Below are 20,539 nucleotides of genomic sequence, written 5' to 3'. Positions count from 1 at the left end.
ACACTCTCCCGGCAGACTCAATAAGGCGTACTTCACCAGACTGGCGATTTGGCCGTAAATTATGTCGGCTTCCGGGCAATCTGGCGTGAATATGTCAGCGGTTTGCCTCGCCGACATAGCGCCGGAACGCCTCGGGTCCAGATTCGCCAAAGAAATCAGCGGTCTTGCCAGTCGCCGCAATGGCGCCAGCTTCGATGAAGACCATGTTTTGCGCGAGTTTTCGCGCATCCTCCGGCTGATGTGTCACGAAAAGCACTGTCATGTTGCGTTCGGCCTGAACGCTTTCGACAAGGGCGAGCATGTCGTCGCGGAGCGCTGGGCCAAGCGAAGCGAACGGTTCATCCAGCAGCAGGATCGGCCGATCGCGTACCAGCACGCGGGCGATCGCCACGCGCTGGCGCTCGCCGCCGGACAGTTCGCGCGGCAGGCGGCTTGCCATGTCGCCAAGTCCTACGCGGGCAAGAGCTGCCGCAACGTCCTGCCGGTCGGTTGGCGTCAGGCGCAGCGAGGGCGAACGGCCCAGCCCGACATTGGCGGCGACGTCGAGATGGGCAAACAGATTGTTTTCCTGAAACACCATGGAGACAGGCCGGCTGGCGGGCGGGAGGCCGGTTACGTCGATTCCGCCAATCAGCACGCGGCCCTCGCGCGGCGTTTCGAAGCCGGCGACGAGGTTGAGCAAGGTCGATTTGCCCGCGCCGCTCGGTCCCATCACCGCAGTGATCTCGCTGGACTCGAAGGTGACATTGAAGCGGACCATCGTCTCGCCGTAGCTGAACACGACATCGTCGAGTTGCACGGATGCGCTGGAAGTCATTTGGAAGTCTCTTTCCCGAGGCGATCGGCGAGCATCATGAGGGCCAGGCACAACATGCCCAGCATCAGCGCCAGTCCGGCCGCGTCGTCGGTTCGGTAGCTGCCCATGCGAGCGAGCAGAAGATAGGGCAGCGTCTGCACGGCGTCGGATCCGAACAGGGCGATGACCCCGAGGTCGCCGAGCGACAGGGCCGTCGCAAAGGCAAACGCCGTGGCAAGCGGGCGCCGGAGCACTGGCCAGTCGATCAGGCGCAGCCGGCTCCAGCCGGAAATGCCGAGCTGGGCGCACAGCCGCTCGTGCCGTTCCGCCGCCGCATCGTGTGCCGGACGGATGGCGCGGACGGCAAACGGCATCGCCATCACCGCGTTGACCGAGACGACCATGAAAGGCGCGAGCGCGAACACGTCGACGCTCTGGCGCACCAGCACGAACCAGCCGGCGCCGATCACCACGGGCGGTACAACCAGCACGAAGCCGGCGCCGGTGTCGGTCATGCTCTCGAGCAGGGTTTTGGGGTGGTTACCGCGAGTCGCCGCCAGCGCGCGTCGCGCCATGACCAGGGACAAGGAGAGCGTACAGCCGAGCGTTGCCGACAGCGTGGCAAGCGCGATGCTGGTCGCTGTAGCGCGATGAACGGCTGCCTCGCCGGCCAGCCGAACAAGGTCCGCCTTCAGCCCGGAGGCGACAGTCGCCAACATCGGCCCGCCGACGAAGCCGAGTGCAAGGGCGACGACGGCGGCATTGAGCAGCTTTTCGCCAAAGCCCGCCGAGATGTAGCTGCGGCGCGCCACTGACAGATTGGCGTCGCCCGTCGTGTTGGCGCCGAGCCGCAGCAGCGCCAGCACGACGGCAGCCGTCAACGCGATCTGTAGCAGGGTCAGGGCGACGGCGCGCGCGGGGTCGAAGTCGAAGCGAAGCGCCTGGTAGATGGCGACCTCCAGCGTTGTCGCGGCCGGGCCGCCGCCGAGCGTCAGGACGATGGTGAAGGAGGTGATGCAGAGCATGAACACCAGTCCTGCGATGCCGGGCAGGGCGGCGCGGATGGCCGGCCATTCAACCAGCCTGAAGCTGGCGCGCGCACCCATGCCGAGCTGGCTTGCCAGCCGCCATTGGTCGGCGGGGACGGTCTGGAGCGCTTCAAGCAGCAGCCGCGTCGCCAGCGGCAGGTTGAAGAAGACATGGGCAACGAGAATACCCGACAGACCATAGATGCCCGGCCAGGTTCCGCCGGTCAGCGCTGCCAGCGGTTCGGCGAAGTAGCCGGCGCGGCCATAGAGCGACAGGATGCCGAGCGCGGCGACGATCGCCGGCAAGGCCAGCGGTACGGCAAACAGGCGCAGGATCAGGCCACGGCCGGGAAAGGCGGGATGCCGCGACAGGGCGCGGGCGACGAGGATTGCCGGGCCGACCGACATCAGCATCGACAAGAGCGCCTGCCACACGGTGAAGCGCGCGACGCGGAACAGGTAGTTATCGAAGGCGGCCGCCGCGCCTTGCGGGTTGCGCACGGCCTCGATGCCGAGCCCGGCGAATGCACCGCCGATCAGGATGCCGATGGCCGCAAGCGCAATGACGCCGGCGGCGATGCGGGGGTCGGTGGCAGGTCTGGCCAAGGTTGCGCTGCCCCTCACCCTTACCCTCTCCCCGTGAACGGGGAGAGGGGGGCGCCGGCGTTGCCGCTTGTCCCTTCTCCCCGTTCACGGGGAGAAGGTGCCGGCAGGCGGATGAGGGGCAGCGCAGTCACCTCAGAGATAGCCTTACTTGCTCATCACGCCGAGCCACTCGTCGACCCAGGCCTTGCGGTTGGTGGCTACTTCGTCGGGGCTGAAGATCAGCGTCTTTGACGGCTTCACCAGTCTGTCGAAGGCGGGGTTGAGCGGCTTGTCGGTCTTGCCGGCGGGCAGCATCCAGTTGGTCTCGGGAACGGCATCCTGGAAGCCGGGGCCGGTCATGAAGGCCATGAACTTCTCCGACAGCGGGTTGTTGGCGCCCGTCGTGGTGATGCCGGCGACCTCGATCTGCAGGTAGTGGCCTTCCTCGAACGGCGCGGCCTGGTAGCGCTCCGAGTTCTCGGCGACCATGTGGTAGGCCGGCGAGGTGGTGTAGGACAGCACCATCGACGCTTCGCCCTTGGTGAACAGGCCGTAGGCCTCGCTCCAGCCCGGGGTGACCGTCAGCACGCGGCCCTTGAGCTTCGCCCAGGCCTCGGGCGCCTGGTCGCCATAGACCGACTTGACCCAGAGCAGCAGGCCGAGGCCCGGCGTCGAGGTGCGCGGATCCTGGATCGCGATCTTCTGCTCGGGGTCGCCCTCGACCAGTTCCTTCAGGCTCTTCGGCGGGTTCTTCAGCTTCTTGGTGTCATAGACGACCGCGAAGTAACCGTAGTCGTAGGGCACGAAGGTGTCGTCCTTCCAGTCGCCCGGAACCTTGACGTCGGCGCTGACCGCGCCGTGCGGCGCAAACAGGCCGGTCGCCTTGGCCTCGGCGGTCAGGTTGGTGTCGAGGCCGAGCACGATGTCGGCCCTGGTCGAGGCGCCTTCGAGCTTGACGCGGTTGAGCAGCGCCACGCCATCGGCGACCGACACAAAGTCGACGGTGCAGGCGCAATCGGCCTCGAACGCCTTCTTGACCTGCGGGCCGGGACCCCATTCGGAGGTGAAGCTCTCATAGGTGTAGACGGTCAGCTTGCCCTCGGCCGAAGCCGGGAAGGCCATGGCTGTCAGCGCCACGGCGGAAGTCAGGGACAGGATCAGCGAGCGCATCGGCGCCTCCTTCATGGGTGTTGAAAGGGAATTTGAAGCGCCGGGCGTCCGAAGCATCTAATCCCTCCGCCGGTACAAACCGGATCAGGTTCAGCGGGTTGGCAGGTATCATCCTTGCCTCTCAGCCGGCCCCGCTTGCGCGTGACAGGCACCCCGTTAGAGCGCTCCAAGGAATAGAGCCGGCGAAGAGGCCGCGCAAGCGGTAGTTTTACCGCGCCTGCCCGGCCTTCCGTTTCGGTTGCCGGGCTGGTAAGGCGCATGCCATGAGCCGTTTCACCATCCTTCTCGGCGGCGACCTGTTGCCGACGCCGCGCCTCGACCGACAGGTCGCGGGCAGCCGCGTCATTGCGGCCGATTCCGGCATTCGTCATGCGGGCGCGCTCGGGCTGATGCCTGAGCTCTGGCTCGGCGATTTCGACTCGGCGCCGGCGGAGGTGGACCCTGCCTTCGCAGCCGTGCCGCGCGAGGTATTTCCCGCCGAAAAGAACAAGACAGACGGCGAGTTGGCGATTGCGGTCGCCCTGGAGCGCGGGGCGACATCGCTCGTGCTCGTCGGCGCCTTCGGCGGTGCCAGGTCCGACCACGCCTTCCTTCACCTCACGCTGGCGCTTCGCCTGGCCGAAGCCGGCAGCGAAGTCCTGCTGACCAGCGGTCACCAGGAGGGCGTGCCGCTGCTTCCCGGCACCGCAAGCTTCGACTATGACGACGGCACGCTGTTTTCGGTGCTGGCCTTCTCAGAGCTGACCGGCTTGACCGAAGAAGGCGCGAAGTGGTTGCTCGACGGCGTCGACGTGCCGTTCGGCTCTTCGCTCACCCTCTCAAACGAAGTCCAGGGAACACTCAGGATTTCGCTCGGCAGCGGCCGCGCCCTGCTCCTCGCCCATCCCTTTCCTGCCTCGGAATTCTGATCATGGCGCCACCGCTTCTCAATCTCGACGGCATTCGCCTGACCTTCGGTGGCACGCCGCTGCTCGACGGAGCGTCGCTGTCTGCCTCTTCAGGCGACAAGATCGCGCTCGTCGGACGCAACGGTTCGGGCAAGTCGACGCTGCTCAAGATCGCCGCCGGCATGATCGAGCCGCAGGACGGCGAGGTGTTTCGCCAACCCTCCTCGACGATCCGCTACCTGCCGCAGGTGCCCGACATGGACGGCTTCGCCAGCGTGCGCGCCTATGTCGAAGCCGGCCTCGGGCCTGCCGACGATGCCTACAGGGCGACCTATCTGCTCGATCATCTCGGCCTGACCGGCGAGGAAAAGCCGGGCGACCTGTCCGGCGGCGAGGCGCGCCGCGCGGCGCTTGCCCGCGTCATGGCGCCGGAGCCGGACATCCTTTTGCTCGACGAGCCGACCAACCATCTCGACCTTGCCGTCATCGAATGGCTGGAAGAAGAGCTGATCCGCACCTCCTCGGCGCTGATCCTGATCTCGCACGACCGGCGCTTCCTCGAACGTGTCAGCCGCAACACGGTGTGGCTCGATCGCGGCCAGACGCGCCGGCTCGACCGCGGTTTTGCCCATTTCGAGGAATGGCGCGACCAGATCCTCGAGGAGGAAGAGCGCGAGCAGCACAAGCTCGGCCGCCAGATCGTGCGCGAGGAGCATTGGCTGCGTTATGGCGTGACGGCGCGGCGCAAGCGCAACATGCGCCGCCTCGGCGAATTGCAGTCGATGCGCCAGAAGTTCCGCAGTCATCGCGGCGCCGAGGGCGTGGCAACGATGGTGGCGAGCGATGCGGCGGAATCCGGCAAGCTGGTCATCGAGGCCAAGAACATCGACAAGAGCTTTGGCGAGCTGACGGTCGTCAAGGGCTTCTCGACCCGTATCCAGCGCGGTGATCGCGTCGGCCTCGTCGGCCCCAACGGCGCCGGCAAGACGACGCTGCTCAAGATGCTGACCGGCGAGCTGGAGTCTGATGCCGGCACGATCCGTCTCGGTGTCAATCTCGAGATCGCCACCCTCGACCAGAAGCGCGAGGCGGTCGATCCGAACGAAACACTGACGAGCTATCTGACCGACGGACGCGGCGAAAACCTCGTCATCAATGGCGAGCAGCGCCACGTCGTCTCCTACATGAAGGACTTCCTGTTCAAGCCGGAGCAGGCGCGCACCCCGGTGCGCGAGCTCTCCGGCGGCGAGCGCGCCCGGCTGATCCTGGCCCGCGTGCTGGCGCGCCCTGCCAACCTTCTGGTGCTCGACGAGCCGACCAACGACCTCGACATGGAGACGCTGGAGCTGTTGCAGGAACTGGTCGCCGGTTTCGCCGGCACCGTCATCCTGGTCAGCCACGACCGCGATTTCCTCGACCGCACGGTGACCAGCATCATTGCCCCCGACGGCGATGGCAAATGGATCGAATATGCCGGCGGTTACGCCGACATGCTGGCGCAGCGCGGCGGCACCAAGCTCGAAGACCGCAAGTCGCGCAAGGCCGGTACTGAAACATCGAGCGCGGCGCGCAGCGAGCCCGAGGCGCCAAAGGGGCCGGCCAAGAAGCTTTCGTTCAAGCAGAAATTCGCACTCGAAAACCTGCCCAAGAAGATGGAGGCGGTGACGGCCTCGATCTCGCGGTTGGAAAACCAGATCGCCGACCCAGCCTTCTACGAACGCGACCCGCACGGCTTCCAGAAGACCATCGCCGCGCTCGACAAGGAGCGGGTGACGCTAACCTCGCTCGAGGAAGAATGGCTGGAGCTGGAGATGCTGCGCGAGGAACTGGAAGGCTGAACCTCTCAGGCAGGCTCGCCGGCCGCCGCGCCAACGCCCAAGTCCGTTCGCAAGCCGACAAATGTGACGATCGATTCCGCGCTGGTCGAGGAAGCCAAGGCGCTCGGCCTCAACCTGTCGCAGCTTGCCGAGGAAGCGCTGGCCAAGGCGGTGTCGGAGGAGAAGTCGCGGCTCTGGCGCGAGGAAAACAAGGAAGCTATCGAAAGCTCGAACGAGTACGTGCGGCGCAACGGCCTCCCGTTGGCGAAGTACCGGATGTTCTGATGGCTCGCTTCGATCTGTAGCCGCTTACAGATCAGGATGGCTTCCTACTCGACGTGCAAACCCACCTGCTTGTGCATCTCAACACAAGGATCGTCGTTCCGCTGTTGTTGCCGCATGCAGCACCGCTGCCTGCGCCAAGGCTGAATCCCAGCTTTGACATCGAAAGTAAGCGCTATGTGATGGTGACGCAGTTCATGGCTTCGGTCCCATCGTTTGAACCAAACGACGTGGCCGGCAATCTGGGACATCATCACGACCAGATCGCGGCAGCCCTGGACATATTGTTCCAGGGCTTCTGACGCGGTCTCTGCCCGCGTCAGAGCGCAGTGACTGGCGAGGCTTAGCCGGCCGCCTTTTCCTGCCAGGACTTCATGGCGTCCTCGAAGACCTTTTCGCCGGGGATGCCCTTTTCCAGCGTGAACAAGGCACGGCGGCCCGACTTGTAGACAACGGGGACGTCGATCCAGCTCTGGCGGCGCAGAAGGTTCAGGTTGGCGTCCATGCCGGCCTTGGTGTCGTCGAGCGCAACGAGGAAGAAGCCGTCGGCGATCTTCGCGGGAATGCCGATCAGCGGATTGCCGGCATCCTGCTCGGAACCCTTCAGCGCGACGCGCAGGATGTTCTCGATGCCGCCGCCTTCGAAGCCTTCTGGCGTCAGGAAGATCATTTCGAGGATGTGGCTCGCCGGCAGCGTCTTGTCGGCGTTGCGGCGGATGGTCATGCGCAGCTGGATGTCCTTGCCCGGGATCGTTGCCTCGGCGCGGATCGCCGGCTCCGGCGGAAGGTCGCCGCCCGGCGATTCCTGAACCACGGTCCACACGACCGAGCCGGGCTCAGCCGAGCCCTGGGCCACGTTGGTGCGCTCTTCGTAGAAAATGGCCTTCTGGCCGACAGCCATGGGCGCCGTTTCTCCGGCCGCAGGCGTGGTTGTTGCTGACGCGGGCGGCGTGACCGGGACCGGTTCGGCCGGCGTCGCGGCTTCTGGCGCTGGCGGCGGAGCCTGCGTCAGGGCGGCAACGGACGTGCCTTCGCCAACGGTCGTGGAGCCACCGGCCGGACCCGGATCGACTTCCTTGCCGTCCTCGGTCATGCGCTGGGTGAACTTCTGCTCGCCTGTGGCGGGCGCCTGGGCGTTCTGGCCGCCGTTTGCCGGCGGGTTCGCCGCGGCATCACCTGCGGGCGCCGGCGTTTCGGCAGGCGTATCGCTGTCCGATCCGACAAATGCGTCACGGTTCGACCACAGCGCATAGCCGCCGGCGCCGACGACCACGACCGCGAGAGCAGCCGCGATCAGACCACCGCTGATGCGCTTGCGCGGCTTCTGCCGCGTTTTCTGGAAGGGATCGATATCGCTGGCTGCGGCCTGCGGAAATTCTTCGTCTTCGGCGGGCAGGGCGGGCTCGTCGTCATGGTCGTAGCTCGCCGCAAGATCGGGCTCGCGCTGCTGCGGCGCGGCTGCCGGGGGCGCAACAGGCGCGGGAGCGGGCTGCGGGACAACCGGCGTGACCGCGCGGACTGCCTCCGGTTCGGGTGCGCGCGGCGTATAGACCGGCTGGTTCTTGTTGCGATCGATCGACGAGAAGACGTTTTCGAGTTCGGCAAGCGGATCGTCCAGCACCGGCGCTGCCGTGTAGCCGGCCTCGACCGTGGCAATCGCGTCTTCCAGCGACTTGGTCTGGCGTTCGGCCACGGCTGCCGGCGGCTGCGGGTTCAGCGCAGCCAGCTTCGCCGCGATCGTTGAGCGCGCCTTGTCGTAGACGCGCGCGCGCATGGCAGGCGTGGTTTCGCCCATGCCGTCCAGCGTCTTCTTCAGAACCGCTACGAAGTCTGCCATTCTATCGTCGACCTATGTTCGTCCGAGGGCCGCGCAACCGCATGGTTCGCGGCCCAATTGTATGTGTCTAGTCTTCAAACGGGTCGGTCACAAGTATGGTGTCGTCACGTTCGGGGCTGGTCGACAGCATCGCCACGGGCGCGCCGATCAGTTCCTCGATGTATCGGACATACTTGACCGCCTGCGCCGGCAGGTCGTTCCAGCTCCGGGCGCCCGCAGTCGTTCCCTTCCAGCCTTCGAGGGTTTCGTAGACCGGCTCGACGCGCGCCTGCGCGCCCTGGCTCGCGGGCAGGTAGTCGATCAGTTCGCCATCGAGCATGTAGCCGGTGCAGACCTTGATCTCGTCGAGGCCGTCGAGCACGTCGAGCTTGGTCAGCGCGATGCCCTTGATGCCGTTGACGGCGACGGCTTGGCGGACCAGCACGGCGTCGAACCAGCCGCAGCGGCGCTTGCGCCCGGTAACCACGCCGAACTCATGGCCGCGGGTGCCCAAGAACTCGCCGACTTCGTTCTGCTGCTCGGTCGGGAAGGGGCCTTCGCCGACGCGGGTGGTGTAGGCCTTGGTGATGCCGAGCACATAGTGGATCGAGCCCGGTCCCATGCCCGAACCCGCTGCCGCCTGCCCGGCGACCGTGTTGGACGAGGTGACGAACGGATAGGTACCGTGGTCGATGTCGAGCAGCGTGCCCTGCGCGCCCTCGAACAGGATGCGCTCGCCGGCGCGGCGCTTGTCGTCCAGCACCTTCCAGACGCGGTCCATGTAAGGCAGGATCTGATCGGCGATGGAGGTCAGTTCGGCCATGATGACGTCGTGCGTCACTTCGGCGTGGCCGAGGCCGCGGCGCAGCGCATTGTGGTGCGTCAGAAGCCGCTCGACCTTCAGGGGTAGAGTTTCCAAATCCGCCAGATCCATCACCCTCACCGCGCGGCGGCCCACCTTGTCCTCGTAGGCGGGGCCGATGCCACGGCGCGTCGTGCCAATCTTGGTACCCGAATTGGAAGCGGCGTCCTCGCGGAAGCCATCCAGTTCGCGATGCAGCGACAGGATAAGCGCGGTGTTTTCGGCTATTTTCAGGCGATCCGGGCCGATCTCGACGCCCTGGGCGCGGATCTTTTCCAGCTCAGCCACGAATGCATGCGGGTCGAACACCACGCCGTTGCCGATGATCGACAGCTTGCCGCCGCGCACGACGCCGGAAGGCAGCAGCGACAGCTTGTAGACCACGCCGTCGACCACCAGCGTGTGACCGGCATTGTGCCCGCCCTGGAAACGCACCACGACGTCGGCGCGTTCCGACAGCCAATCGACGATCTTGCCCTTGCCTTCGTCGCCCCACTGGGAGCCGACGACCACCACATTGGCCATGATTTTTTCCTTCAGATTTCGCGCAGCAGGTCGCGAACAGTTCAAAATGACAGGCCTCTATAACGCCAAGCAGTTGGAAGCGCGACCTTTCTTTGCCCTTCGAGGCACAACAAAATGCCGCGTTGGACGCATTTACATGCCTTGCTTGGACACTTAGGCCGGATGCCAGACACATTGTCAGCGAGAGCCCGCCTGCATGTACCGAAACGCCTATGTCCTGTTGCTGCTGACCGCCCTGTTCTGGGGCGGCAACGCCGTATCGGGCAAGCTTGCCGTCGGCCATGTCTCGCCGATGCTGCTGACGGCGATGCGCTGGGGCTTCGCCGTCGCCATTCTCGGCCTCATCGGCTGGCCCAGGCTGGTCGTCGACTGGCCGGTGGCGCGCAAGCATGTGCCTTTGCTTTTCGGCCTTGGCGCGCTCGGCTTCACCCTGTTCAACGCCGCCCTCTATTCGGCGCTCAACCACACGTCGGCGATCAATGCCAGCATCGAGCAGGCCGGCATCCCGATGGTCATATTCGCGGCCAACTTCATCCTGTTCCGCATCAAGGTGACCATAGTCCAGGTCCTCGGCTTCCTGCTGTCATTGACCGGCATCGCGCTGACGGCGAGCCATGGCGACCTGTCGACCCTGGTCAAGCTGGACATGAATTTCGGCGATGCGCTGATGTTGATCGCCGTCCTCGTCTACAGCGGCTACACGGTGGCGTTGCGTTTCAAGCCCGATATCCATTGGCAGAGCCTGATGATCGTGCTGACCGGGTCGGCTTTCGTGATGTCGATCCCCTTCGTTATCTGGGAATACGCCGCCGGCCGCTTGATCGCGCCTGATCCGACCGGCTGGGCGCTCGCCGCCTATATCGTGATCTTCCCGTCGATCATCGCCCAGATCTTCTACATTCGCGGCGTCGAGCTGATCGGCGCCAACCGCGCCGGGCTGTTCATCAACATGGTGCCGATCTTCGGCACCATCCTGTCGGTGCTGATCATCGGCGAGGACTTCCAGCTCTATCACGCGGTCGCCTTCGCCCTTGTGCTCGGCGGTATCTGGCTGGCCGAGCACAGCGGGCGCAAGATGGCTGCGAGGCAGCAAAGGGAGCTTGGATACCTGCCGGACTGAGGTGGCTGGCCACGCGTTATTCAGCGGCAACAACCAGCTTCATGCGAATGTCTCCAAAGTGGGAAATATCCTGCTGCGGAAGATGAAAAGAAAAAGGCGCGGGGACAGCCGCGCCTTCCTTCGCCTTGGGAGGCTATTACTTCCGAGAGATTGCTCAGAAGCCGTTGACGTCGAACTGTAGGCGCTTGGCCGAGTCGATCGACTTGTGGTCGCGCACCTTGGCAAGCACGTCCTCCGGGAAGGGCGCGTCGAGATAGAGCAAGGCGATGGCGTCGCCGCCCGGGCGGTCGCGACCGAGCTGGAAGTTGGCGATGTTGACGCCGCTTTCGCCGCACACCGTGCCGAGCAGGCCGATGATGCCGGGCGCGTCGGCGTTGGTGGTGTAGAGCATGTGCTGGCCGACCTCGGCATCGAGATTGATGCCCTTGATCTGGATGAAGCGCGGCTTGCCGTCGGAGAAGCAGGTGCCGGCGATCGAACGGGTCATGTGCTCGGTCTTGACCGACAGCTTGATGTAGCCGTCGAACACGCCCGACTTGTCGCGCTTGACCTCGGCGACGATGATGCCGCGCTCCTTCACCATGATCGGCGCCGACACCATGTTGACGTCGGAAACCTGCGGACGGATCAGGCCGGCAAGGGCTGCGCTGATCAGCGCCTTGGTGTTCATCTGCGCGGTCTGGCCGTCAAACAGGATTTCGACCTCGGTGATCGGGTCTTCCGTAACCTGGCCGACAAATGCGCCGAGCACCTCGGCAAGCTTGACGAACGGCTTCAGCCGTGGCGCTTCCTCGGCGGTGATCGAGGGCATGTTGATGGCATTGGTGACCGCACCCTTGACCAGATAGTCGGCCATTTGCTCGGCAACCTGCAGGGCGACGTTTTCCTGCGCTTCCGAGGTCGAGGCGCCGAGATGCGGGGTGCAGACGACGTTGTCCATGCCGAACAGCTCGTTGCTCTCGGCCGGCTCGACCTCGAACACGTCGATGCCGGCACCCGCCACCTTGCCGCTCTTCAGGCCGGCGATCAGGTCCTTCTCGACGATCAGGCCGCCGCGGGCGCAGTTGATGATGCGCACGCCGGATTTCATCTTGGCGATCGACCCGGCGTTGATGATGTTGCGCGTCTTGTCGGTCAGCGGCGTGTGCAGCGTGATGAAGTCGGCACGTGCGAACAGCTCATCGAGCTCGACTTTTTCGACGCCCAACTCCTCGGCGCGATGCTCCGACAGGAACGGGTCGAAGGCAACGACGTGCATCTTGAGGCCGACGGCGCGCGTGGCGACGATCGAGCCGATGTTGCCGCAGCCGATCAGGCCGAGCGTCTTGCCGGTGATCTCGACGCCCATGAAGCGGTTCTTCTCCCACTTGCCGGCATGCGTCGAGGCATTGGCCTCGGGTAACTGGCGGGCGACCGCGAACATCAGCGCGATGGCATGCTCGGCGGTGGTGATCGAATTGCCGAAGGGCGTGTTCATGACGATGATGCCGCGCCGCGAGGCGGCGGGAATGTCGACATTGTCGACGCCGATGCCGGCGCGGCCGATGACCTTCAGGTTGGTCGCCGCAGCGATCAGCTTTTCGGTGACCTTGGTCGCCGAGCGGATGGCAAGGCCGTCATACTGGCCGATGACTTCGAGCAGCTTTTCCTTGTCCTTGCCGAGGTCGGGCAGGTAGTCGACCTCGACGCCGCGATCCTTGAAGATCTGGACGGCGGTGGTGGAGAGCTTGTCGGAAACGAGAACGCGGGGCATGGGCGTGTCCTTGATTGTCTGGTGTCTGGACTGCCCCTCATCCCCCTGCCGGGACCTTCTCCCCGTCTGGACGGGGAGAAGGAGGCTGGCCGCTACGTTGGCGACCCCCTCTCCCCGTACTTGACGGGGAGAGGGTAAGGGTGAGGGGCATGCAATACTTGTAGGTTGGCTCAGGCCGCAGCCTTGAGCGCTGCCTTCTGATTGGCGAAGGCCCAGTCGAGCCAAGGCATCAGGGCAACGAGGTCGGCAGTCTCGACGGTCGCGCCGGCCCAGATGCGCAGGCCGGGAGGGGCGTCGCGATAAGCGCCGATGTCGAAGGCAACGCCTTCCTTTTCGAGCGCCGTGACCATGGCCTTGGCAAAGGCCGCCTGGCCGTCCTTGTCGAGGCTGGCCACTTCCGGGTCGACGATCGACAGGCACACCGAGGTGTTCGAGCGTGTTTCCGGCGCGACGGCGAGGTTGGCGAGCCAGCCCGACTTCTGCACGAAAGCGTCGATTGCCGCGAAGTTGGCGTCGGCGCGGGCGATCAGCGCACGTAGGCCGCCCAGACCCTTGGCCCAGGTCAGCGCATCGAGATAGTCCTCGACGCAGAGCATCGACGGGGTGTTGATCGTCTCGCCCTTGAAGATGCCCTCGATCAGCTTGCCGCCAGAGGTCAGGCGGAAGATCTTGGGCAGCGGCCAGGCCGGCTTGTAGGTCTCGAGCCGTTCGACGGCGCGCGGGCTGAGGATCAGCATGCCGTGCGCGCCTTCGCCGCCCAACACCTTTTGCCAGGAGAAGGTGACGACATCGAGCTTTGCGAAATCGAGGTTCTGGGCAAACGCCGCCGAGGTGGCGTCGCAGATGGTCAGGCCCTTGCGGTCGGCGGGGATGAAATCGCCATTGGCGACGCGCACGCCGGACGTCGTGCCGTTCCAGGTGAAGACCACGTCGCGGTCGAAATCGACCTTGGCGAGATCGGGCAGCTCGCCATAGGCGGCCTCGAACTTGCGGACGTCTTCGAGCTTGAGCTGCTTGACCACGTCGGTGATCCAGCCGGCGCCGAACGATTCCCAGGCGACCATGTCGACGCCGCGCTCGCCGAGCAGCGACCACAGCGCCATCTCGACGGCGCCGGTGTCGGAGGCCGGAACGATGCCGATGCGGTAGTCGGCGGGAACCTGGAGAACTTCGCGGGTCAGCGCGATGGCCTGCTCGAGCTTGGTCTTGCCGACCTTGGCGCGGTGCGAGCGGCCGAGCGGCGCGTCGGCGAGGCCCTGAAGCGACCAGCCGGGACGTTTTGCGCAGGGACCTGAGGAGAAATTGGGGTTTGCCGGACGGAGTCCGGGCTTGGCGACGATCGTCATCGTGGTTCTATCCTTCCAGATAGTTGGCCCCTCGTTGGGGAGGGGTGGCCCACGGACGGCGATATGCGTTTAGCGTTCGGGCGTCAAGAGGAATGTTTCTGTCGCAAAGAGGACATGCTGCGATAGCGCCGTATGGGGGCGCCAGACTATGGGCCGCGATCGGCAACGCCCGAAGACTGCAAGCCCCGCTTGCTCGCCCGGCAGCAGATAGCCTGCATGCACCAGGTGGTCGTGCAGCAACTCGCTGACAGCATCCTGCCAGATGCCTCGCTCTGCCTGCCGCGGCGATACTCGTCCGCCGCGTCCAGAACGGCCGATGGAAACCTCATATGCACGGCCTCAGTCTCCGCCGGCCGCCACCCTCGGGATGACGCTGGCGGAGTTGGTACGTGTCCAATGCTCATCGTGGGCACTGGAAGATCAACTTGAGGCGCACGCCGATGCTTGTTTGGCGATGCAAATTAACGCAGAACCGGCATCGGCTTGTGGAACTTACATCAGGGGACGGGTTGTGGCCTACGTGTTCTCACTCGGTCCTCGATTTCAAGAGCGACTTGTCGCCCGTCCGGCAGCATTGACTGTGGCCTCGCTGGCGGCAATCGTCGGCATCTCTCTGGCCCTCGGATTCTACAATTACGACTTCCTCTACGGCGCCCATGCCGACGAACCGATGAAAGTGGCGCTGGTTGTCGACAAGCCCCACAACTATTTCCATCCGCCGTTGCTGATCGTTCTGGCAAGGCTGGTTGCCTGGTTTGGGTCGGCTTCCAGCGACCTCGAACGGCTTTGGGCCGGTCGCTTCGTCAGCGTCATGGCGATGGCAGCTGGCAGCGCGCTCTTCTACCTCGTATTGAAGCGTTACGCTGATAGTCTGCAGGCCTTCATCTGGAGCTGCGTTTTCGCGACCTCTCCGGCAATCGCGGTGCACGCTCACTTCTTCAAGGAGGATGCGCTGCTCGTGTTCGCTATCTGCCTTGGCCTCCATGCGCTGGCGCGGCTCGCGGAAAGAATGGATCTGCGAAACCTGGTTTATTTCGGCATTGCTCTTGGTCTTGCACCGTCGGCCAAGTATGTCGGTCTTCTGAACAGCGTCGGGCTGTTCGCCTTTGCCCTGTGGCACTGCCGGCCAGGCACGAGGGGCGCCGCAATAGTCGTCGTCTCGGCCCTCGCCACCATGCTTGCCGTTCTGCTTGCCTCCCTGGCGAGCGAAAGCGGGACCGGTCTTGGCGATGTGCTGGCGGGTTTGGCAAGGGAACTCAAGCACGCCGAAGACGGTCACGACCTCAAGGAATGGTTCTGGGCAGGCTATGGACTCACCCATCTGCGCCATCACCTGCTTGCTGGCATCACGGCGATGACGTTTCTGATCGGTCTCGGGGCAATCTGTCTCGCCCTCGCCAGGGACCGGAACCGGCAGGTCGCAGCCTTCGCGGCCGGGGCGCTCATTTGGTTGTTCCTGCTTGAGCTCTCGCCGCTCAAGATCGTCGGGCAGATGCGCTATGTGCTTCCAGTTGTCATTTACTTCCTGCTGGCCGCTGGGATTGCGAGTTCGTGCTCAGTTGCCTCGCGGAGCCGGGCCGGCGCCATGGCGTTGGCTCTGGTTGCGCTGACGGTCACCGCACATGCGGGCATTTCCTATGTTCGGAACATGAACCCCAGCAGGGACACGCGGACGAAGGCTGTCGAGTTCCTGACTGCCAGCGGCACGGTCAATTTCGTCTCCGACTATCCGATCGGTTATCCGGTGGCGCAGACATGGGACTATCGAACGCTGGCCTCGCATGACTATCTGCTGTCGCTTAGGTTCGAGCGCTATCTGCGTGGCGGCGAATTGAGAAGACAGGACGCGCAAGTCTACGCCCTGGCGTCGATGTACCATTGTCTCAACGGATATGTCGTCGCAACGTTTTCCCAGCTCTATGGGGACTACGGCTTCGTGGCGCCAACTGTGAAGATTTACGATCTCAAGCGTGGCGCTTCATGCATCCCGCCAGCCTGGCCGGCGTCTGGCTGGTGACGGCCTTGGCAAGTCCCGGCGCCCGCCCGGGGCATAGGTGCCAAATCGCCCCTCGCTCTCAGAGTTTGCTTCCCACGTTTTGTCTCGGCCGCAGGTAGCCGTTCGTCACAAGATGCTCGTGCAGCAGCTCGCGGATGGCATCCTGACGGCTCGCCTGGTGGAGTTTGTCGCGCCGATATTCGTCGACTGCATCAATAACCTCCGCCGGAAACCTCATATGCACTGCCTCGGTACCGACTGGTCGCCGTCCCCGTTTCGGTAAGTCGTTCGCCAATTGCAATTTCCCGAATTTTATCTGCAGGAAAAATAGTTTCCTAAATTTGAGTTGGCAAGGTGGCCTTTTGCAATTGGCCGGAAAAAGTCCTGCGCGGACGCCGGGCGCTCCAAAAGCGCAAATGGCGGGCCGAAGCCCGCCATTGCCGTTCGCCGTGACTGGAAGCGACTACCAGAGATCGTAGCGCAGGCCGACCTTGACCTGATGGTAGTCGACACCCTTCTTGACCGTAAGGGTGTTGACGTCGACATATTCGAGGTCTGGTGAGGTCAGATACTGATAGCCGACATCGATGGAAGTGTTTTGGGCGACCTGGTAGGCAACGCCGGCGCCAACCGAATAGGCCATCTTGTATTGCGTGTCGTGGGCGTAGAAGTCGAGCGGCGGAACAGCCGCCGGGTCCGTGTCCTTGACCGTATGGCTGGAGTAGATCAGGCCGATGCCGGCGCCCACATAGGGCGTGAAGCCAGCGATCGTACCAAGATCGACATAGGCGTTGGCCATGCCGTTCCATACATTGTTTTCGAGCGACAAGGTCTCGGTGCCGAAAGTCGCGTCATAACGGTCATTGGACAGGAAGCCGAGATTGAGTTCACCGCGGAAATAGTCGGTGAAATGATAACCTGCGCCGATGCTGCCCGTGATGGACGTGTTGCGCGTTTCGACACCCAAAAGCGTGAAGTTGTAGGGCGACTTGTTGATGTTGTAGCCAACGTCGCCGCGCAGGTACCAGCCCGAGCCGACTTCCACCGGCACATATTCAGGCGCTTCCTCGATGACGATTGGCGGGTCGTAGTCGGCGGCATGTGCCGCCAGCGGCGAAAGCAAGGTCGCGGCCAGTGCCATGGCTGCCCGAGAAGTGATGGTCATGATCGCATTCTCCCGAAATGGCGCCAGGGTGTTGCCCGAGAATCCAGCAGCCGTTCGAGGCATTGTTAACCATAGAGGTTAAGTCGCGGTTAAGCATAACAAGGGGTTGGCAGGCCGCGCCGGGACGCCTGGCGCCAGCAAAAAACCGCCCGGCATGCCGGGCGGTTCGCGGTTGCGGTGTGTATCGAGCAGCCTAGTTCAGCGAGTAACGGACGCCGAGCTTCAGGTCGTGCGAAGCGATGTTCTTGAAGGTGATGCCGGAGACGGGAGCATAGGAAGGATCGAAATTGTAGATCGTCCCCGTCTGTGCATCACCCAGGTTGACGTAGCTGTAGCCCAGATCGATGGTCATCCGCTCGGTCGCCTGGATGCCGATGCCTGCGTGAAGTGCCCAGGCGAGGTTCCATTTCGACGTTGTGTTGGCGTAACCGCCGCCGTTGAAAAGTTCGTTGACGTCGCGGAAGTTCGAGATCGTGTTGCGGGATGCGCCCAAACCGGCGCCGACATAGGGGGTAATGCCGTAGAACGTGCCGAGATCGGCATAGGCATTGGCCAGCAGCAACCACTCGGATTTCTTGCCGCTGTAGTCGTTGGTGTAGACGTTGCCCGGGCCGCCGGGGGTCCTCTCGACCCTGTCGAGGGCATTGAAGTCGGCCGCGCCCCGGTATTCGACCCCGATGTCACCGCGCAGGTAGTCGTTGAACTTGTAGCCGACGCCGACGCCCATGATCGGGGCCGAGGAGAAGCTGCCTTTGTCGAGCCACGTGTGGGACATGATCGTGGGGCCGCTGAAGGCGTCGGCCTCGAGGCGGTCGAGCCTCTGGTTGCTCATGCCGATGTGGCCGCGCAGATACCAGCCGCCGTAAACCGGCGCCGGGACCTCGATAATCGGGTCTGGCATGTCGGCTGCGTAAACCGGTGCACTGACGCCGGCAAGCAACGCGGCAGCGACCACCCTTCTTCCAATAAAGTGCATGATGAATAACCCCATACTTACGGACCCGCTACGCGCCCGACCATCACTAACCGGCGTGGATAATGCTTCGTATAGGTTAAGGTGTACTTAACCCTGCTGGTTAACCACGACAGGTTGCAAAGGCAGGGCTTGCCGCAAACAAAAAAGCCCGCCTGGGGGCGGGCCTTCAGGTCGGTGGATTGCAGCCGGATCAGGCGGCGGTGCGGCTTTCCGCGATAACGCCGACGATGTCGTTGACCACGGCCTCGACCAGTTGGGGATCGTCGCCCTCGGCCATGACGCGGATCAGCGGCTCGGTGCCGGATGGGCGGATGACCAGGCGGCCCGTCTTGCCCAGGCGGTTGCGCGCTTCCTCGATCGCTGCCTTGACCGGGGCTTCCTCGAGCGGCTGGCCACCGGCAAAGCGCACATTCTTGAGCAACTGGGGCACGGGCTCGAAGGTGCGGCTCAGCTCGCTCATCGGCTTGTTGGAGCGCTTGATGCAGGCGAGTACCTGGAGCGCCGCCACCAGTCCGTCGCCGGTGGTGGAGAAGTCGGACAAAACGATGTGGCCGGACTGTTCGCCGCCGATGTTGAGGCCGTGCGCGCGCATGTGCTCGACGACATAGCGGTCGCCGACCTTGGTGCGGTGCAGCTCCAGCTTGAGATCACCCAGGAAGCGTTCGAGGCCGAGGTTCGACATGACCGTCGCAACGACGCCGCCGCCGGCCAGGCGGCCGCTCTGCTGCCACGACTGGGCGATCAGGCCCATGATCTGGTCGCCGTCGACGATGGTGCCGTTCTCGTCGACGATGACGACGCGGTCGGCGTCGCCGTCGAGCGCGATGCCGATATCGGCACGCACCTCGTGGATCTTCTTCTGCAGGGTGGCCGGATGGGTCGAGCCGCAGTCGTCATTGATGTTGAAGCCGTTGGGCTCGACATTGATGGGGATGACCTCGGCGCCGAGTTCCCACAGCACCGCCGGCGCGACCTTGTAGGCAGCACCATTGGCGCAGTCGACGACGATGCGCAGGCCCGACAAGGACATCGAGCGGGGCAGGGTGCGCTTGGCGAATTCGATGTAGCGGTCATGCACGCCGTCGACGCGCTTGGCGCGGCCGAGACCGTCGGAATCGGCGAGCATGGTGCCCACGTCCTGGTCGAGCATCGCCTCGATGCGCTGCTCGATCTCGTCGGACAGCTTGTAGCTGTCGGGGCCGAACAGCTTGATGCCGTTGTCGTAATAGGGGTTGTGCGAGGCCGAGATCATGACGCCGATGTCGGCGCGCAGCGAGCGCACCAGCATGGCCACAGCCGGCGTCGGGATCGGACCGAGCAGGAACACATCCATGCCGGCGGCGCAGAGGCCGGCGACCAGCGCGTTCTCGATCATGTAGCCGGACAGGCGCGTGTCCTTGCCGACCACGACGCGATGACGATGGCTGCCGCGCTGGAACGACAGGCCGGCGGCCATGCCGACCTTCATGGCGATCTCCGCCGTCATCGGAAATTTGTTGGCCCGTCCGCGAATGCCGTCGGTGCCGAAATAGCGTCCAGCCATGTTTAGCCTGTCCCCGTGGAGTCCACCCGCGCTTGCTTTGCCACAACCTGGGGCGACCAACGCATCACATTTAGTGAGTTTATGTCACAAAACCTTAGGAAAGGGTTGGGGATTTTGGAGTGTCAGCGCTCGAACACAGCGAACCTCACCTCGGGCGGATCGGAGCGGACTAGCGCTCCGGTTCCGTCTTTGCCGTAGAAGAAAAGCCTGATGTTGGCGGCAACGAACGTTCGCTTCGTCACGTATGCCACCGCTTCGGGACGAAAGGGGTGGGCGGGAGGCTCGTGATGAGCGTCTACAATGACCTCGTATTCTGAAGCTAGAAACTCACAAAATGTAGCAATGGAATTCACCAAATCGAATTCGCCAAATCTATCGTTGTGTGCCCAGACCTCGGTTCGCAGGAAGCGGAATCCAAGGTTGGGGTCCGCTTCAAAGGCTAGGCCCGCATACAGCGTCGCTTGCCGGCTTTGATTCCTTAGTTGGCCATGCTTCGCAGTGTCTGCGACATCTCCCAATCGCTGTCGAAGGTCTTCGGCCGCCGGTGAGAACATAGCCTTGGCTGAGCCACGCACTGTCTCGGGAAAGTGGTAGGCGGCAATTGCTAGTTTCGCGGTCTGAGCCGTGACGTCGTTGATTTCGGATTGAATGCACACATTGTCAGCTAATCGGGTCCTGAGCTCCTGCAACGGAGCGATCAATTCATGATGAAGCCGAGCAGCGATCATACAAACTCCATAGCATCTTCTTAGATTGACAGAAGTACGGCCGAGTTACTTTGGCGGCGTTGTCACGCACATACCAGCATTTTGGTTTCTGCAGCGTGCCGACGACTTCGGAGAAAGCTTGGCGGAAGCGATCGTCTGCCTGGA

At 63.8% G+C, this 20,539-nt stretch carries 16 protein-coding genes, 2 pseudogenes and 1 riboswitch; of the genes and pseudogenes, 6 read left to right on the top strand and 12 right to left on the bottom strand.

Annotation, left to right across the window (positions count from 1 at the left end):
- Positions 1 to 94 precede the first annotated feature (94 nt).
- The 3 genes from thiQ to thiB all read right to left on the bottom strand — a co-directional run bounded on the left by thiQ (position 95) and on the right by thiB (position 3,579).
- Positions 95 to 817, bottom strand: a complete 723-nt coding sequence (thiQ, locus tag PCJ21_RS10980; RefSeq protein ID WP_269931435.1) for a thiamine ABC transporter ATP-binding protein — start codon at positions 815 to 817, stop codon at positions 95 to 97.
- A complete protein-coding gene (gene thiP, locus PCJ21_RS10975) occupies positions 814 to 2,430 on the bottom strand; it encodes a thiamine/thiamine pyrophosphate ABC transporter permease (RefSeq protein ID WP_269931434.1) in 1,617 nt (538 codons plus the stop codon). Before thiP ends, thiQ begins: the two co-directional genes overlap by 4 nt.
- 144 nt (positions 2,431 to 2,574) lie before the next feature.
- Positions 2,575 to 3,579, bottom strand: a complete 1,005-nt coding sequence (thiB, locus tag PCJ21_RS10970) for a thiamine ABC transporter substrate binding subunit (RefSeq protein WP_269931433.1) — start codon at positions 3,577 to 3,579, stop codon at positions 2,575 to 2,577.
- Between the two features lie 44 nt (positions 3,580 to 3,623).
- A riboswitch (TPP riboswitch) is annotated at positions 3,624 to 3,745 on the bottom strand.
- A gap of 97 nt (positions 3,746 to 3,842) precedes the next feature.
- On the opposite strand from thiB, the gene PCJ21_RS10965 reads away from it, so the two are divergent.
- From PCJ21_RS10965 to PCJ21_RS10950, 4 genes and pseudogenes are all read left to right on the top strand, one after another.
- Positions 3,843 to 4,487: a thiamine diphosphokinase gene (locus PCJ21_RS10965; protein WP_269931432.1), complete on the top strand. Its 645-nt coding sequence runs from the start codon at positions 3,843 to 3,845 to the stop codon at positions 4,485 to 4,487.
- 2 nt (positions 4,488 to 4,489) lie between these two features.
- Positions 4,490 to 6,304, top strand: a complete 1,815-nt coding sequence (locus PCJ21_RS10960; RefSeq protein WP_269931431.1) for an ABC-F family ATP-binding cassette domain-containing protein — start codon at positions 4,490 to 4,492, stop codon at positions 6,302 to 6,304.
- Positions 6,305 to 6,364: 60 nt separating this feature from the next.
- Positions 6,365 to 6,568, top strand: a pseudogene (locus PCJ21_RS10955) (type II toxin-antitoxin system CcdA family antitoxin); the annotation flags it as partial.
- Positions 6,569 to 6,615: 47 nt separating this feature from the next.
- Positions 6,616 to 6,867: pseudogene (locus PCJ21_RS10950) on the top strand (CcdB family protein); the annotation flags it as partial.
- 41 nt (positions 6,868 to 6,908) lie between these two features.
- Here PCJ21_RS10950 and PCJ21_RS10945 read toward each other — a convergent pair.
- Together PCJ21_RS10945 and PCJ21_RS10940 are read right to left on the bottom strand one after the other, a co-directional pair.
- Positions 6,909 to 8,402, bottom strand: a complete 1,494-nt coding sequence (locus tag PCJ21_RS10945) for a hypothetical protein (RefSeq protein ID WP_269931430.1) — start codon at positions 8,400 to 8,402, stop codon at positions 6,909 to 6,911.
- A 67-nt stretch (positions 8,403 to 8,469) separates the two neighbouring features.
- On the bottom strand, positions 8,470 to 9,768 hold the full coding sequence (locus PCJ21_RS10940; protein ID WP_269931429.1) for an adenylosuccinate synthase: 1,299 nt from the start codon (positions 9,766 to 9,768) through the stop codon (positions 8,470 to 8,472).
- A gap of 196 nt (positions 9,769 to 9,964) precedes the next feature.
- Here PCJ21_RS10940 and PCJ21_RS10935 point away from each other — a divergent pair, with 196 nt between their 5' ends.
- The gene (locus PCJ21_RS10935) at positions 9,965 to 10,888 is read left to right on the top strand and encodes a DMT family transporter (protein WP_269931428.1); all 924 of its coding nucleotides are present in this window, start codon (positions 9,965 to 9,967) and stop codon (positions 10,886 to 10,888) included.
- A gap of 154 nt (positions 10,889 to 11,042) precedes the next feature.
- On the opposite strand, the gene serA is transcribed toward PCJ21_RS10935, so the two are convergent.
- Both serA and PCJ21_RS10925 read right to left on the bottom strand, forming a co-directional pair.
- Positions 11,043 to 12,641, bottom strand: a complete 1,599-nt coding sequence (serA, locus tag PCJ21_RS10930; RefSeq protein WP_269931427.1) for a phosphoglycerate dehydrogenase — start codon at positions 12,639 to 12,641, stop codon at positions 11,043 to 11,045.
- Between the two features lie 170 nt (positions 12,642 to 12,811).
- The gene (locus PCJ21_RS10925) at positions 12,812 to 13,987 is read right to left on the bottom strand and encodes a phosphoserine transaminase (protein ID WP_269931426.1); all 1,176 of its coding nucleotides are present in this window, start codon (positions 13,985 to 13,987) and stop codon (positions 12,812 to 12,814) included.
- Positions 13,988 to 14,303: 316 nt separating this feature from the next.
- Here PCJ21_RS10925 and PCJ21_RS10920 point away from each other — a divergent pair, with 316 nt between their 5' ends.
- On the top strand, positions 14,304 to 16,004 hold the full coding sequence (locus tag PCJ21_RS10920; RefSeq protein ID WP_269931425.1) for an ArnT family glycosyltransferase: 1,701 nt from the start codon (positions 14,304 to 14,306) through the stop codon (positions 16,002 to 16,004).
- 58 nt (positions 16,005 to 16,062) lie between these two features.
- Here PCJ21_RS10920 and PCJ21_RS10915 read toward each other — a convergent pair whose 3' ends face one another.
- From PCJ21_RS10915 to PCJ21_RS10895, 5 genes are all read right to left on the bottom strand, one after another.
- Positions 16,063 to 16,221 (bottom strand): hypothetical protein, encoded by a 159-nt coding sequence (locus tag PCJ21_RS10915; RefSeq protein WP_269931424.1) that lies wholly within the window; start codon positions 16,219 to 16,221, stop codon positions 16,063 to 16,065.
- Positions 16,222 to 16,446: 225 nt separating this feature from the next.
- On the bottom strand, positions 16,447 to 17,148 hold the full coding sequence (locus PCJ21_RS10910) for an outer membrane protein (RefSeq protein WP_269931423.1): 702 nt from the start codon (positions 17,146 to 17,148) through the stop codon (positions 16,447 to 16,449).
- Between the two features lie 193 nt (positions 17,149 to 17,341).
- Positions 17,342 to 18,124: an outer membrane protein gene (locus tag PCJ21_RS10905; protein WP_269931422.1), complete on the bottom strand. Its 783-nt coding sequence runs from the start codon at positions 18,122 to 18,124 to the stop codon at positions 17,342 to 17,344.
- Positions 18,125 to 18,314: 190 nt separating this feature from the next.
- Positions 18,315 to 19,667: a phosphoglucosamine mutase gene (gene glmM, locus PCJ21_RS10900; RefSeq protein ID WP_269931421.1), complete on the bottom strand. Its 1,353-nt coding sequence runs from the start codon at positions 19,665 to 19,667 to the stop codon at positions 18,315 to 18,317.
- A gap of 122 nt (positions 19,668 to 19,789) precedes the next feature.
- Complete coding sequence (locus tag PCJ21_RS10895; RefSeq protein WP_269931420.1) at positions 19,790 to 20,395, bottom strand: hypothetical protein; 606 nt, start codon at positions 20,393 to 20,395, stop codon at positions 19,790 to 19,792.
- Positions 20,396 to 20,539: the final 144 nt, after the last annotated feature.

The organism is Aminobacter sp. HY435, from assembly GCF_027568395.1.
Taxonomy (GTDB): domain Bacteria; phylum Pseudomonadota; class Alphaproteobacteria; order Rhizobiales; family Rhizobiaceae; genus Aminobacter.
The sequence above is the reverse complement of the archived record's forward strand: the minus strand, read 5'-3'. Positions and strand labels throughout refer to the sequence as shown.